Source organism: Actinopolymorpha sp. B9G3 (assembly GCF_040120725.1).
In the GTDB taxonomy this organism is placed as follows: Bacteria; Actinomycetota; Actinomycetes; order Propionibacteriales; family Actinopolymorphaceae; genus Thermasporomyces.
The window spans coordinates 76950-90870 of sequence record NZ_JBEEAB010000006.1; the positions used below are offsets into that span (position 1 = coordinate 76950).

Annotated in this window: 14 protein-coding genes; 13 read left to right on the forward strand and 1 reads right to left on the reverse strand. The window is 67.0% G+C overall.

The window, feature by feature from the left end:
* Positions 1 to 42: 42 nt before the first annotated feature.
* The 12 genes from ABNF93_RS12805 (at position 43) to ABNF93_RS34910 (ending at position 11874) form a co-directional block, all read left to right on the forward strand.
* On the forward strand, positions 43 to 1155 hold the full coding sequence (locus tag ABNF93_RS12805) for a LacI family DNA-binding transcriptional regulator (protein WP_349328194.1): 1113 nt from the start codon (positions 43 to 45) through the stop codon (positions 1153 to 1155).
* On the forward strand, positions 1133 to 2143 hold the full coding sequence (locus tag ABNF93_RS12810) for a zinc-binding dehydrogenase (RefSeq protein WP_349328195.1): 1011 nt from the start codon (positions 1133 to 1135) through the stop codon (positions 2141 to 2143). Before ABNF93_RS12805 ends, ABNF93_RS12810 begins: the two co-directional genes overlap by 23 nt.
* Positions 2144 to 2211: 68 nt before the next feature.
* Positions 2212 to 3231, forward strand: a complete 1020-nt coding sequence (locus ABNF93_RS12815) for an aldo/keto reductase (protein ID WP_349328196.1) — start codon at positions 2212 to 2214, stop codon at positions 3229 to 3231.
* 139 nt (positions 3232 to 3370) lie between these two features.
* A complete protein-coding gene (locus ABNF93_RS12820) occupies positions 3371 to 3862 on the forward strand; it encodes a DinB family protein (RefSeq protein WP_349328197.1) in 492 nt (163 codons plus the stop codon).
* A 131-nt stretch (positions 3863 to 3993) separates the two neighbouring features.
* Complete coding sequence (locus ABNF93_RS12825) at positions 3994 to 4500, forward strand: MarR family winged helix-turn-helix transcriptional regulator (RefSeq protein WP_349328198.1); 507 nt, start codon at positions 3994 to 3996, stop codon at positions 4498 to 4500.
* A 110-nt stretch (positions 4501 to 4610) separates the two neighbouring features.
* On the forward strand, positions 4611 to 5303 hold the full coding sequence (locus tag ABNF93_RS12830) for a hypothetical protein (protein WP_349328199.1): 693 nt from the start codon (positions 4611 to 4613) through the stop codon (positions 5301 to 5303).
* A 398-nt stretch (positions 5304 to 5701) separates the two neighbouring features.
* On the forward strand, positions 5702 to 6766 hold the full coding sequence (locus ABNF93_RS12835; RefSeq protein ID WP_349328200.1) for a sigma-70 family RNA polymerase sigma factor: 1065 nt from the start codon (positions 5702 to 5704) through the stop codon (positions 6764 to 6766).
* A gap of 63 nt (positions 6767 to 6829) precedes the next feature.
* Entirely contained in the window at positions 6830 to 7378 is a 549-nt protein-coding gene (locus ABNF93_RS12840) for a dihydrofolate reductase family protein (protein ID WP_349328201.1), read from the forward strand.
* Between the two features lie 66 nt (positions 7379 to 7444).
* Positions 7445 to 8338, forward strand: coding sequence for an aminoglycoside phosphotransferase family protein (locus ABNF93_RS12845; protein WP_349328202.1), 894 nt, complete (start codon positions 7445 to 7447; stop codon positions 8336 to 8338).
* Positions 8339 to 8718: 380 nt separating this feature from the next.
* Entirely contained in the window at positions 8719 to 9966 is a 1248-nt protein-coding gene (locus tag ABNF93_RS12850; RefSeq protein WP_349328203.1) for an MFS transporter, read from the forward strand.
* 78 nt (positions 9967 to 10044) lie between these two features.
* Positions 10045 to 10602, forward strand: a complete 558-nt coding sequence (locus tag ABNF93_RS12855) for a hypothetical protein (RefSeq protein WP_349328204.1) — start codon at positions 10045 to 10047, stop codon at positions 10600 to 10602.
* A gap of 768 nt (positions 10603 to 11370) precedes the next feature.
* Positions 11371 to 11874, forward strand: coding sequence for a deaminase (locus ABNF93_RS34910; protein ID WP_502877581.1), 504 nt, complete (start codon positions 11371 to 11373; stop codon positions 11872 to 11874).
* A gap of 155 nt (positions 11875 to 12029) precedes the next feature.
* Here ABNF93_RS34910 and ABNF93_RS12860 read toward each other — a convergent pair whose 3' ends face one another.
* Positions 12030 to 12893 carry an alpha/beta fold hydrolase gene (locus ABNF93_RS12860; protein ID WP_349328205.1) on the reverse strand — a complete coding sequence of 288 codons (864 nt, stop codon included), beginning with the start codon at positions 12891 to 12893 and terminating at the stop codon, positions 12030 to 12032.
* Positions 12894 to 13011: 118 nt separating this feature from the next.
* On the opposite strand from ABNF93_RS12860, the gene ABNF93_RS12865 reads away from it, so the two are divergent.
* Positions 13012 to 13698 (forward strand): histidine phosphatase family protein, encoded by a 687-nt coding sequence (locus ABNF93_RS12865; RefSeq protein ID WP_349328206.1) that lies wholly within the window; start codon positions 13012 to 13014, stop codon positions 13696 to 13698.
* Positions 13699 to 13921: the final 223 nt, after the last annotated feature.

Below are 13921 nucleotides of genomic sequence, written 5' to 3' on the forward strand. Positions count from 1 at the left end.
ATTCACATGGTTGATCGATTCACCAATGTCGGGAGGTGGCCTGTGAGCCGGACGACGCTGCTGAGTCTCGCCAAGGCTCTGGGTGTCTCCCGGACGACGGTCTCGAACGCGTACTCGCGTCCGGAGAAGCTGTCGGCGGAGCTGCGGGAGCGGATCTTCGCGACGGCGCGCGAACTCGGTTACGAAGGTCCGAGCCCACTGGCGGCGTCATTGCGCAAAGGCCGGACCGACTCGATCGGCGTGTTGTTCACCGACGACCTGGGCTATGCGTTCAGCGACCCGGTGTCGACGCTGTTCCTCGCTGGAGTCGCCAGACAGCTGCAGGAAGCGGGCCATGCGTTGACCGTGCTGTCGGCTCCACGGTCCGGCGGCAGCGGGCCGATGTCGCGGGCGATGGTCGACGGGCTGATCGTCTACTCCGTCGATGAGGACTCCCCCGGCCTGGCGGTCGCCCGTAAGCGTGCCATCCCGTCGGTCCTGGTGGACCAGGCGCCCGAGACCGGAGTCGCATGCGTGAACGTCAGTGATCGGGTTGGCGCCGAGGCCGCCGTCGCGCATCTGGTCGAGCAGGGCCACACCGCGATCGCCGGTGTTGCCGTCGCGGCCGGGGCATCCGGAGCAGCTGCCGAGCAGTGTGTGCTGGTTGGCAAGAACGCCACCAGTCGAAGCTTCGTGGTCCGCGAGCGCATGGCCGGGTGGCGGAAGGGATGCAAGGCGGCTGGCCTTCCACCGCCGGTCATGGTCTCCTGCCCGGCCAATACCGCCGCGCATGGCCGGTATGCCGCCCGCCTGCTGCTCGATGCCGATCCTCGACCGACGGCCTTGGTCTGCCTGAGTGACGAGCTGGCGCTCGGAGTGATGGCGGAGCTGGCAGCGCACCGGTTGCGGGTACCGGCTGATGTGTCGGTGGTGGGCTTCGACGACTCGCCCGCCGCCGCGATGGCGCAACCTCCGTTGACCACCGTACGACAGCCCGCACGCGACAAGGGCGCGCTCGCCGCCCAGCTGCTGCTGGACCGGCTCCGCACCAGCGAGACCGGCTCCAGTCAGCTTCTCGCCACCGAACTCGTGGTCCGTTCGAGCACCGCGGCACCACCAGCCGACCCGTCTAGATCTCGGAAAGGACGCCGCCATGCTGGCCGTGCAGATCGCTGACCATGGGGGTCCCGACGTCCTGACCCCAATCCAGGTCGAACGCCCGAACCCGGAAGGTGACCAGGTCCTCGTCCGGAACCACTGGATCGGCATCAACTACGTCGATCTGCAGCACAGGGCCGGTACGCCGTACCCCGTCGCCCTGCCGCTGGTGCCCGGAACCGAGGCGTCCGGTGTCGTCGAGGCCGTAGGCCCAACCGGTGACCCGAGCCTGGTCGGGCAACGCGTCGTGCATTTCGGGCACCTCGCTGGGGTTTACGCGGAGCTGACCGCGGTCCCAGCCGCAAACATGGTCCTGCTAGACGACGGCACACCCCTCGACGTCGCCGCCGCGGTGGCGATCGCGGGCACCACCGCCCACGTCCTGGTGCGCGAGGCGGTGACCAATGTCGCGGCCAAAACGGTCGCAGTGCATGCGGCGGCCGGGTCGACCGGCGGTGCCGTCGTGCAACTCGCGGCCGCGGATGGTGCCCAGGTCATCGCCCTCACGTCATCGAAGGAGAAGGCAAAGGTGGCACGCCAGCTCGGCGCGGACCACGCGATCCCGCTCGCCGCCCACCCCGATCCCGTCGCCGACGTGCAGGAGGTCACCGGCGGCCGGGGCGTCGATATCGTCTACGACGCCACTGGCCGGGACACCTTCGAGCTGAGCCTCGCCATGCTCGCCACCCGAGGAACGCTGGTCATGTACGGGGCCATCACCGGGACGCCCCCACCGTTCCGCCTCGATCGGCTCTCGGGGATCACCGCGCCCCGCCGTACCGCCGGGTCCCTCTCCCTGCGCTGGGCGTCGGCCAGCCACTACCTCAGCGATGCGACCGCCCGTGCTCACGCAACACATGCCGTGCTGACCGCAGTGCGCAAGGGCAATGTCACCCCGCGCATCGTGGACCGGTTTCCGCTCAGCGAGGCGGCGACCGCGCATCGACGGCTCGCCGACCGCTCCGTCACCGGCAAGCTCCTACTCGCCGCCACACCCAACCCCTGACCGTGGCCAAGCCCACGCGACAACGGCCACGAACCCACCTGTCCGGACGACCAACTGGAGGATCACCCGTGCAGTACCGACCGCTTGGCAGGACCGGCGTCTCCGTCACCTCGTTCAGCCTGGGCACGATGCTGTTCGGCGGCGCGGTTGACGAAGCCGACGCCGCCCGCCAGCTCGACCTTGCCCTCGACGCCGGCGTCAACAGCATCGACACCGCCAACGTCTACGGCCGCGGAGCCAGCGAGGAACTGCTCGGCCGGCTGCTCCAGAAGGCAGGACGCCGCGACCGGATCGTCCTGGCGAGCAAGTTCCACTGCGCGATGAACGACGACGACCCCAATGCCGCCGGAAGTTCCCGCCGACACATCGTCGACCAGTGCGAGGCCTCGCTGCGCCGGCTCGGCGTCGACCACCTCGACATCTACTACGTCCATCGCCCGACGACCCGGGTCCCGATCGACGAGACCCTCCGAGCACTCGACGATCTGGTGCGTTCCGGCAAGATCCGCTACATCGGAACCAGCAGCTTCGCCGCCTGGCAGCTGCTCGAATCGCTCTGGGCAGCCAAAGAGCACCACCTCAACCGTACGGTCGTCGAGCAGACGCCGTATTCCCTGCTCGACCGCCGCGTCGAACGCGAACTGCTACCTATGGCCAGCAGCTACGGCATCGGCATCACCGTCTGGTCACCGCTCGCCGGTGGCCTGCTGACCGGCAAGTACGGGCGCGGTGCCTCGCCCTCTGGCGTTCGGCTCGCACGCGGCGGCAAGGGCGACTGGGACGTCAAGCATTTCGGTGACCGGGTCGACCCGGTGGTGGACGCGATCGTCGACATCGCCGCTGGCAAAGGGTGTACGCCCGCACAGCTCAGCCTCGCCTGGCTCCTCGCGCAACCGGCGGTGAGCAGCGTCGTTCTCGGTGCCCGAACCGCGGACCAGCTCACCGAACAGCTGGCCGCCACCGACGTCATGCTCGACGACGAAGACCTCGCCCGGATCGACGCGATCACACCACCCGGCCGAGCAGTCGTCCCGTACTACCTCGACGACGCCTACGCCGACTTCCGCCCACACCTACACCACTGGTAACAAGCAACCACGGGAGACCAAGGAGCAGGTGCTGAGGCGGGTGGCTGCCCGTCGACGGGACAGGTTCGGACACACCCTCCCGCCTACCCATGCGCGGCGTCTCTGGAACGATCGCCGGGTGAACCCCAATGACCGCTCCATGCCGCCTCTCAACGCGGATGAACGCTCCACGCTAGAGGCGTGGCTCGACTTCCACCGCACCACCCTTGCCATCAAGTGCGCAGGGCTGGACGACGCACAGGCAGCCACCCCCTCGACGCCGCCGTCGACCTTCACGCTGACCGGGCTGGTGCAACACATGGCCGAGGTCGAACGCAACTGGTTCCGGCGAGTGTTCGCCGGTGAACACGCTCCACCCATCTACGATCCAGAAGCTGACCCCGACGGCCCCGACGGCGGCTTCGACGTCGCCGAAGGAGCAACCCTCAAAGAGGCGCTGGCAACGTGGTCTTCCGAGATCGCTGCGGCCCGTGAGCGCTGCGCGAAACATCCACTGACCGACACTGGGCGCTTCATGGACCAGGACGTCAGCCTGCGCTGGATCTATGTCCACATGATCGAGGAGTACGCCCGGCACAACGGACATGCTGACCTACTTCGAGAGCGCATCGACGGCGCCATCGGCGTATAACGCTCCAGGATCCTCAGTTGAGGATCCGCATGCGTGGACCGTATCGGAAACCTGGGAACTGCCGGATCCGTGCGTTGCTTCGTGCACCGTAGCGTTGGCCGGGTGTATCGACGGTGGCTTGGAGGCGGTTGATGACGGACGGCCGGCAGGAACTGGTGGAGATGCTTGTTCAGGAGATGCCTTGGTATGTCTCCTCGGCCGTGCGTTTCCAGATGGCGGTTGCCGACCAGTTGGGCATGCCACTGACGGACGTACACGCCCTTGGCGCACTGATGGAGTTCGAGCCGATCGGCGCGCGGCGGTTGGCCGACCTGATGGGGATGACGACTGGAGCCGTGACGCGGATCGTGGACCGTCTGGAGCGGGGCGGGTACGTCCGCCGCGAGCCGGATCCGAACGACCGTCGACGAATCGTTCTGCGGCTGGTCCCCGAGCGGGTCGGCCAGATCGCCAGGTATTACGAGTCGATGGATGTGCGCTGGCAGCGACAGATCGGCGGCTACACCGACGCGGAGCTTCGGTTCCTGGTGGAGTTCCTGCGGCGGGGGGGGGAGTACGCGCAGGCTGAGACCGTGGCCCTGCGCGCCCGTGGGCGCGCTCACGGAACCCGGTCGCGACAGCCACGAGGCATAACCTGATCAGGGTTCACCCCCAGATCCCCCTGATAGTTGCATCAAGCACTAGCTGCTTCTAGCAGCTACATGGTGGGTTCCTCTCGACGTCATCCCACTCGAGACCGGAGCCCACCATGAACCCGACCATCCAGATGAGCGCATGGCAACGGCTTCTGCCGTTCTTCCTTGCCGTGCCCTTCACCACCATCGTGACCGGACTGTTCAACCTGGCCGAGGTCCTACCGGCACCGGTCGCCCTCCTGGCCGGCGCCGCGTGGGGCGCCGGTCTGGGTCTGTTCGTCACCTGGTTTCGGGCGAGGCGACCCGGACCCACCAACGCGCTGGAAGACGGATTCGTCTACCTCGGCACCGCCGCGTTCGCGTTCGCCGGCTGCGGCGGCCTGATGGCCATCCTGCTGCTGAACGGGGCGCTGGACAGCCCATCGATCACCGGACAAACGCTGGAGAGTACGTTCCTGCCGTCGATTCCGTACTACGTCGTCGTCAACAGCCTGCTCGAAGTCCTGCTCATCCCCGGCGTCCTCTACCTCGGCTGGCGCCCCGGAAAGCGCCGCGCGCTGCTTGTCACCGGCGCCGTCATGTACTTCGCGATGCGCGTGTGGACCTACCTGGCGTTCGTTCCCGCCCGGCTCGGATGGGCCGAAACCGAGCACACCACCCAATCACTCACCACCGCCGAACGGCAGCAGGCCGCGGCCGACCTCATGCTCAACGACCCCCGATGGGTTCCCATCCTGGCGATGTTCGCGCTCTTCCTGTTCGCCGCCCACCTCCCAGCCAGCTCCCGGTGCGAACCCAAGACGTAACCCTCTACCTGGACGACGACGGGACCGAACACGTCGTCAACGACCCAGGCGTCTTCCTCGTCAGGGATCTGGCCGCCTGACAGCTGCGCAACGGCACGAGAGGGGTGCCGGGAAACCGCGCACCGTCGCGAAATACCGGGGCCAGAACGCGAACGCCTGGATCGAGGGACGTTGACGATCGACCCGCGCCGGTGCGGAAGCATCCTGCGCACAAGGCACTCCATTCCATCCGCGCGAGATGCCCTACCGAAGACAGCTAGGGCCGCGAGGTGGTCAGCGGCAGTTCCTGTTTGCCGGGCATTTATCTCCAGTGTCACCTCGTCTTTTGATCCGCAACGCGTGGTCGTAGCGTTCTCACCACGTCCCGATTGGCGATCGGTTTAGCTGCGGAGGCGACGGTGAACGCGGGAGACGACGAGGTAGTTGCCGCCGCCCGTGCGGGCGACGAGTCGGCCTTCGCCGCACTCACCGAACGGCACCGGGGTGAGCTGCGGGTGCACTGCTACCGGATGCTGGGATCGTTCGACGACGCCGAAGACCTTGTGCAGGAGACCTTCTTTCGCGCCTGGAAGAACCTCGCGAGCTTTCAGGGCCGCTCGACGATCCGTGCCTGGTTGTACCGGATTGCGACGAATGCCTGCCTCGACGTCCTCGGGGACGGCTCCCGCCGCGTGCTTCCTCATCACCTGACGGGGCCAACGGATCCGAGCGTCGGGCTCCCGCCGCGTACCGACATCGCCTGGCTGCAGCCCTTCCCCGATCGCCTGATCGGCACGGAGGGGAGGTGGGAGCCGGCTGCACCGAGCGAGGCGGAACCCGACGCCGTGGTGGTCGCCAGGGAGACGATCGAACTGGCGTTCCTTGCAGCGATCCAACACCTGCCGCCTCGGCAGCGGGCGGTGCTGATCCTCCGCGACGTACTCGGCTGGCCAGCCAAGCAGACCGCCGCGCTGCTGGAAGGCAGCGTGGCATCGGTGAACAGCGCCCTGCAACGGGCGCGGTCAACGCTTCGCGATCACCTGCCGGAGCGCCGCTTGGAGTGGGCACCCTCAGCCGAGCCCACCGAGCAGGAGCGGTCGGTGCTGCGGAGGTACATGGACGCGGTCGAGCGTGCCGATCTCGCCGCAGTCGCGGAACTGCTCGCCGAGGACGTACGTACGACGATGCCGCCTTATCCGATGTGGTTCCAGGGTCGCGGAGCGGTCGTCGCGGCACTCACCGCGAGCTGGGACGCAGGCGCTCCGGGTTACGTGGGACGGTTCCAGATGGTGCCGACCCAGGCGAACCGGCAGCCGGCCGCCGCGGCCTACGTCCAGCGCCCCGGCGACCATGAGTATGCCGCCTTCGGGATCGCCATCCTACAGATCGAGAACGACCACATCGTCGAGATCACCGCCTTCCACGACCTCGACCTGTTCGCGGCGTTCGACCTGCCGACCGCGCTGCCTGCTTCGTACCGATGAGTTTTCCGGCGATCCGCCGTCTCAAGGAAGGTCAGTCAAATGTGATGTCGCCGGAGGTAGGCCATGGCGAAGCTGCTGTATTCGGTCACGATGTCGTTGGACGGGTTCATCGCCGGTCCGGGTGGTGACATGTCCTGGTTGACCGAGCATCTCGGACCCAACCCGATCGTCGGTGAGCTCCTCGAGAAGATCGGCGCGCTTCTTGTCGGCAACCGCACCTTCGGCGGTGACGATCCGCACAAGGGCGACGCGGACAAGGAAGGCAAGTTCGCCGGCGGTGGGTGGAGCGGACCGCAGTTCGTGCTGACCCACAACCCGCCGGACACACCGGTGCCCGACGTCACCTTCGTCGGTGACCTCGACACCGCCGTCAGGGCGGCCAAGGCCGCCGCGGGTGAGAAGTACGTCAACGTTCTCGGCGCCAACGTCGCCCGACAGTGCCTCGAGGCGGGAGTGCTCGACGAGATCCTCGTGCTCATCGCACCTGTCCTGCTCGGTGATGGCGTCCGGCTCTTCGACCACCCTGGCGGAACGAACATCAGACTCGAGCGTCTCAGCCTGACGCACGCACCTCAGGCCACCAACCTCTGGCTGCGCGTCGTCGGAATGTGAGTTGACAGGCGACGTCGCGACCGGTTCGGATAGGCGTCGGCCCAACCCCAGTTCGAGAAGGTCCCCATGTGCGCAGGCAAGATGCATGCCGACGAGATCGACATCGACGCCGACCTCGTCCGCGCGTTGCTCGCCGCACAGTTTCCGCAGTGGGCGGACCTTCCGATCCGTCACGTCCTCTCGAGTGGAACCGTCAACGCGTTGTACCGGCTTGGCCCCGACATGGCGGGACGGCTCCCGCGGATGGCAGGCTTCTTCGAAGATGTGGAGAAGGAGCACCACTGGCTGCCCCAGCTGGCTCCGCTCCTTCCCCTCGACATTCCCGTCCCGCTCGGGAGGGGAGAGCCGGTGGAGGAATACCCCTGTCAGTGGTCGGTCTACCGCTGGCTCGAAGGGGAGAATCCCACGCCTGACAGCCTCTCCGAGCCCGCCTTGCTCGCCAAGGACCTGGCGCAGTTCGTCTCCGCCGTACGCCGGATCGATCTTCCGGGCGGACCGCCCGCCTACCGAGGTAGGCCGCTCTCCGCACTCGATGCGCCCACCCGTACCGCGATCGGCGAGCTGGGCGCAATGGTCGACACCGTGGCCGTGACCGCGGCGTGGGACGCATCCCTGCACGCACCCGCGTGGACCGGTCCGCCCGTCTGGGTCCACGCCGACCTCATGCCTGGGAATCTCCTGACCGTCGACGGCCGGCTCAGTGCCGTCATCGACTTCGGGACCGTGGGCGTCGGCGATCCCGCGTGCGATCTGATCGTCGCGTGGAACCTTCTGCCGGCCAACGTGCGAAACGACTTCCGTACCGCCCTGCAGGTCGACGACGCCAGCTGGATCCGGGGGCGCGGTCGTGCCCTGTCCATCGCACTCATCGCACTGCCGTACTACCAGGACACCAACCCGATGATGGCCGACAACGCGCGCCACGTGATCCGTGAAGTCCTTGCCGACCACAGGTCGTGACACAGTGCTGCCGGGCAAGGTCACCGGGCGATCCGAGTCCCCACGCGTTCACCTCCTGTGCGGCCTGGTGGGGGCGGGCAAGACGACCTACGCTCGCCACCTCGCCGCAGACCTCCCGGCCGTGCCCACCGGACGATCTTCGAGGCGCCGGACGAGGACGAAGGCATCGAGATCGTGACCGTCCGCCGTTGAACTCCGCCGCGGATGGAGGAATCCAGCCGGCGGCTCCCGCACCAAGACAGCCCAGAATTGCGCGCTTCTCCCGAACCACGCGGCGACGCTAGACTCACCGGCGACGAGTCGGTGTACGTGCCGCCGATGTGTTGTTTGGCCAATAGCGTCTGCACAGGGTGACGGGTGGGACACATCCTAGGAGGACTGTGTTCCGCCCCTACGCACTCATCGTGCGCGCTCCCGGAGCGCCATTATCCCTGCTCGCAAGCTTTCTCGGCTCTCTCCCCATCAGTATGCTCACGCTCGGCGTGCTGTTGCTCGTCCACGCCACCACCAGCTCCTTCGGCTCGGCCGGCCTGGCCAGCGGCGCGCTGAGTGCCGGCAACGCGTGCGGCCTGCTGGTCCAGGGGCGCCTGATCGATCGGTACGGCCAGACACGCGTGCTGGTCGGCACGGGTCTCGGTTGCACTACGTTGTTGATCCTTCTGACCCTGGCGGCAACTCGGCATGCCCCAGTCGCACTCGTCGTCGCGCTCGCCGGGGCCGGGGGCGCCTGCATACCGGCGACCATCAGCAGTATGCGGGTGCTGTGGCCGACACTGGTGCGGCGCACCGACGAACTCGAGACCGCGTACGCCCTTCTGGCGATGCAGTTCCATATCGCCATGATCACCGGACCGCTCGTGGTCTCGGGCCTACTCCTCTTCGCCGGCCCGTCTGTTGCGGTGCTGGCCGCCGCCGGGCTGGCGGGCAGCTCGGCGCTGGTGTTCGCCTCCACTCGGGCGTCACGCCGATGGAGATCTTCTGGCGTACGCAGCCAACCCCGGCCGACAGGACGTGCCACCTCGGGAACCCGGACACTGCTCGTCGCTGGTCTCCTGGGAGGAACGGCGTTCGGCCTCATCAGCGTGGCGATCCCAGCTACTGCCGTGGATCACGGCGCTCCCGCCGTGGCGGGCGTTCTGTTCGCTTGCGTGTCGGCGGGAGAACTCGCCGGAGGAACGCTGTACGGCGGTCGGTCGTGGAGAATCCCACGGTCCAGGAGGCTTCTGCTCGCGCAGGCGACGGGAACGGGCGGCGTTGTCGCTGTCACGGTTGTCGCCGCCACCCAGCCAGTGGTGCTGATGATTGTGCTGGTGATCTTCGGCGCACTCTACGCTCCGGCCGGCATCGCTGCGTCCAGCCTGCTCGACGATGTCGCCGCCGAAGGCGCGCTGACGCAGGCCTACACCTCGATGGTCGCGGCCGGCCTGGTGGGAGCATCCCTCGGTAGTGCGTTCGGAGGACTGCTGGAGAACGCCACGGCATCCTGGATGCTGTTCGCCGCGGCCGCATGCGCGATGGCCGCGGCGGCGTTGTGGACCGTCGTACGCCGACACAGCCTGACTCGCGCGGCAACGGCCGGTCACGCAGCGGGCGCCTCACACGCCGCGGCCTCCGACGCGGCGCCGTGATCATGCTTGCCGTAATTCCCTTGCCCACCGCGGAAATCCGGGTGGACGGGGCGCAGCACTCGTGTCACGGTGGTGGACATGAAGGTGGAGTTCCATCGCGATGGGGACACCCAGTACTCCGTCCATGTCCATCGCCGTGACGGTGTGGTCGTGTCGCTGCCCGGCGCCGGTGGGAGATGGCAGGTGCCGCACGACCTGGCGCACTTCGCGACCGAGCGAGCGTTGGACATGGCCGGCGGCGTGTTCGGCAGCATGGCCGCTGGGGCGATGTTCGAACGGATGACCGTCGTGTCAGGCCGCCAGCGCCGTGACCCGAAACAGCGTTCGCAGCAGGTTCTTCGTACGAACACCAGGAGTCGGTCCATCACCGTGGCCGAAACCATGACGTCGCTGGTTCACGACGCAGTGCACCATGGCAGGTCGAACGATCTGATCAAGCGGGCGCACGGATTGTGGGGAACGGTTCGCGAAGACGCGTTTCCTTATACGGTGCAGCACTTCCAGACTGCGATCCGGGATCTTCGGGCACTGAGCGAGGAGTGGGCAACGACATCTGCCGGGAGTTGTCTGGCCGTGGAGTGGCCGGACAGGCTCACCACCCAGCTTCCGGCAAAGCCACGCCCCGAGCGCCGTTGACCGGCCGGGGTCCAGCCGGTTCTGGAACTACGCTGCGGCGCATTGTGGTGATGGGTTGCGCGGGGTCAGGGAAGTCGAGACTTGCCCGCGCCCTCTCCGACCGCCTGGGTCTTCGTTATGTCGCTCGAGATGACCTTCTCGGTCCTGGACAGAAGTCGCTAGAACACCGAGTCGCCGTGGACGGAGCGACCGTTGGCAGTGGATGGGTATTCGACGGAACGCCCTTCGATGTCGAGGATCTGGTGTACGAACGAGCCGACATGATCGTGTTCCTCGACTACTCGCGTACCGTCGTCACATGGCGTTCCTGGTGGCGGGCCTTTCGCATCCTGGTCACCCGTCGACCGGATGGCCCACACCGGCCCGAGAGTCCCATGAACTGGCTCGATCGAACGCATCCAGTCCGTTGGTCCTGGTCGTCACAACCGCGTCGAAGAGTCCGGCTGCGCCGGGACCTGGAGTCCTCCCCGCTGGCGCATGCGAAACGACTGCATTTCACCAGGCCTCGCGAGGCGGCCGCGTGGCTTCGTACGGTCAAGTAGGTGAACTCCCCTCACGCAGCTGCCGGGCGCCGAGTACATCGGCCAGACCACGATCCGCGTCGGCGTCGGCGTCGGCACGAATCACGGCCGATGGTCGGCCGCCCACCTCGATCGCCTGCGGATCCTGGTCTCCCTGGGAGTTTGCGACGCCGAAACTTGTCCGCCAGAGCCGCTTGTCCACCACGCTTTCGCGGCTGCGTATCGTTCGCTCATGACGCCACACGAGATGATCGGTTCGGCAATCGAAGTCGCTGAGGAAGGGCTACTCCGCGGCGAACTACCGATCGGGGCGGTCGTGGTCATGGGCGAGGACATTGTTGGCAGAGCCTTCACCCAGGAGAAGGCGCAACAACGGCGCCTCGTCCACGCGGACCTCCTAGCCATGGCCCAGGCCGACGAATCGCTGGGGTGGCGCCCGCGACCTCAGCCGCTGCGCCTCGCGGTCAATCTCGAGCCGTGCCTCATGTGCCTAGGTGCCGCGATGACCCTCGGAGTCGCCGAAGTTTACTTCGGTCTGGAGTCGCCGGCAGACGGGGCGGCGAGCGTCGCGGCGGGATGGAGCCCAGTCAGTGCGGACATCCCGTCGTATGTGGCGCCCCTGATGGTGGGTGGGATCCGGCGATCCGATGTCCGAAACCAGTTCAGCCGATATTGCGAGACTGCTCCAGATTCCGGATTGCGTCGGTGGGCGGGGACTCTCGCGCAGCTGCCTGCCGTAGCGCCTTCGTAAATGACGCACCTGGAGTGATCTAAATGTCGGAACACGATCACCAGTGCCAGCGTCTACGACGCCGTTCTCGACGATGGCGTCAGGGCCATCGCCGAGTTCGAGGAGTACGTGTCCTGCCTGCCAGGACAGCGAGCCGCAGTCGTGAGCGAAGATGCCTAAATCAGGACCTGGCGCAGGGCGGCGGCGAAGGCGTCCGGCTCGCCCTTCATTCCGTATTCGCCGCCAAGGAATCCCCCATGGTCGCCGGGGAAGGTGACGGGTTTCGTACCTAGCCGGCCGGCCACTGCCACGGCGGCCCGGTGAGCCATTTCCCCAGTAGATTCGGCGCCGGCGGCGATGACGACGCGAGTCGATGCCGCACGGAGTGCTTCGAAGTCATGCTGATAGTGCGTACACGAAATGATGTTCTGCCCGACAAGCACATCGTCCCGGGAGCCGTCGTCCTCGGTCGGCAACCCGAAGTTGGCAGGATCCGGGCCGTGCTGGTCGGCGAAATCGAGCGGAATCAATCCCTTGTGGGCGACGAGCATGATGAACTTCGCCATCGCCGGTCCGAGGCCACTGCGCTGGTAGGTCTCGTGGATGTCCACGGACGCAGCCAGCGCCTGCTCGCGGTCCGGCAACACCTGAGCGGCCGGCGGCTCGTGCGCGACGAGCGTCTTGACCTGCTCCGGATGGCGGGCCACCAGGGCCAGCGCGTTGACGGCGCCACCACTGCTGGCGAAGATGTCCACCGGTCCGGCGTCCAGCGCCGAGATCAGTCGGTGCAGATCGTCCGCGTGCTCATCTGGTGTCGACTCGGTGGCGTCGTCCGTGCGCTCGCTGCGCTCCACACCGCGCGGGTCGTACGTCACGACCGTGCGGTCGGCGAAATGTCCGGAAAGGGTGCCGAACCCGGTCGCGCCCATCGGCGACCCGATCAACAGCAGGACCGGCGCCGAACTGGAATCGTTGCTCCGGACGTCGTAATACAGCACCGCGCCGGGCACGTCCAGGGTGTGAGTCTTGGGCTGAGTCATGATGCCTCTTTTCGCCAATTCTTGATTCTTGCCCTACTGACTCGCCGCCACGGCAAAACTCATCGGCGGCGTATTCCCAGGGATGGGAGCCGCCGAGCGGGCTGGGAGAATTGGTGTCATGCCCAAGCTGCGTGAGCTGCCAAGCACACGACTGGTCCTGATCCGAAACGCCATCCAGCGCTCTCACGACCCGGGGCGTCTGCTCGATCATGACGATCTGGGGTTGTCCGACGAGGGACGAGAGAAGGCGGAGCGGCTACGGGACCGCCTCGCCGCTACCGGCGAACTGGCCGATGTGACGCGGTTGCTTTCCAGCAACGCCCGCAGGGCGATCGAGACCGCGCAGGTCATCTCACCAGCCCTCGGCGATCTGGAACCGGAACCGGACTGCGGGTTCTGCGAGCCACACTCAGGTGAGTGTGACGGCATGGTCGTCGAGGAATGGCTTGCCACGCTCGCCCAGGAGAGGCTGGCCAACTGGTCGCCCTATGCTCCGAAGTCACCTGGCGGCGAGTCCTATCGGGAGGGAATCGAGCGGGCTGCCAGAGCGTTCATCGAAGCCGTCCTGGCCAACGAGGGCGGCACCGTCGTGATCGTCACTCAGACCGTCCCGCTGCGGGCGAGTTTGTGGGCGTTCCTCAGCCTCCCGTTCCACGCGGAGTACCTCTACCCGGAGATCACCGACACGGGGATCACCGAATGGATCGCTGACGGCTGGCTACCTGACACTGGTCAGCTGAAGGCCCGGCTCGTCCGCTACAACGACCACGCCCACCTCCTCCCGAACGCCTGGGGGTTGCCCTAGGCCTCTAGCCACAGGGACAAGCCGCGGGCCCACAACAAAAGTCGGTGGCTGCGCCCGCAACGCCGGTGCCAGACTTCGCCGATGCAGGATCGCGAACTAGTCCCGCTCCTTGGGGAGCCGTGGCCCGTGCTCGATCATCGCTTCGCGCGAGCACATCTTGAGCGCCTGGGTTGGGCGATGTGCGGTCGGGGCGACTGGGCCTACGCTCATCGGTCGCCGAGTG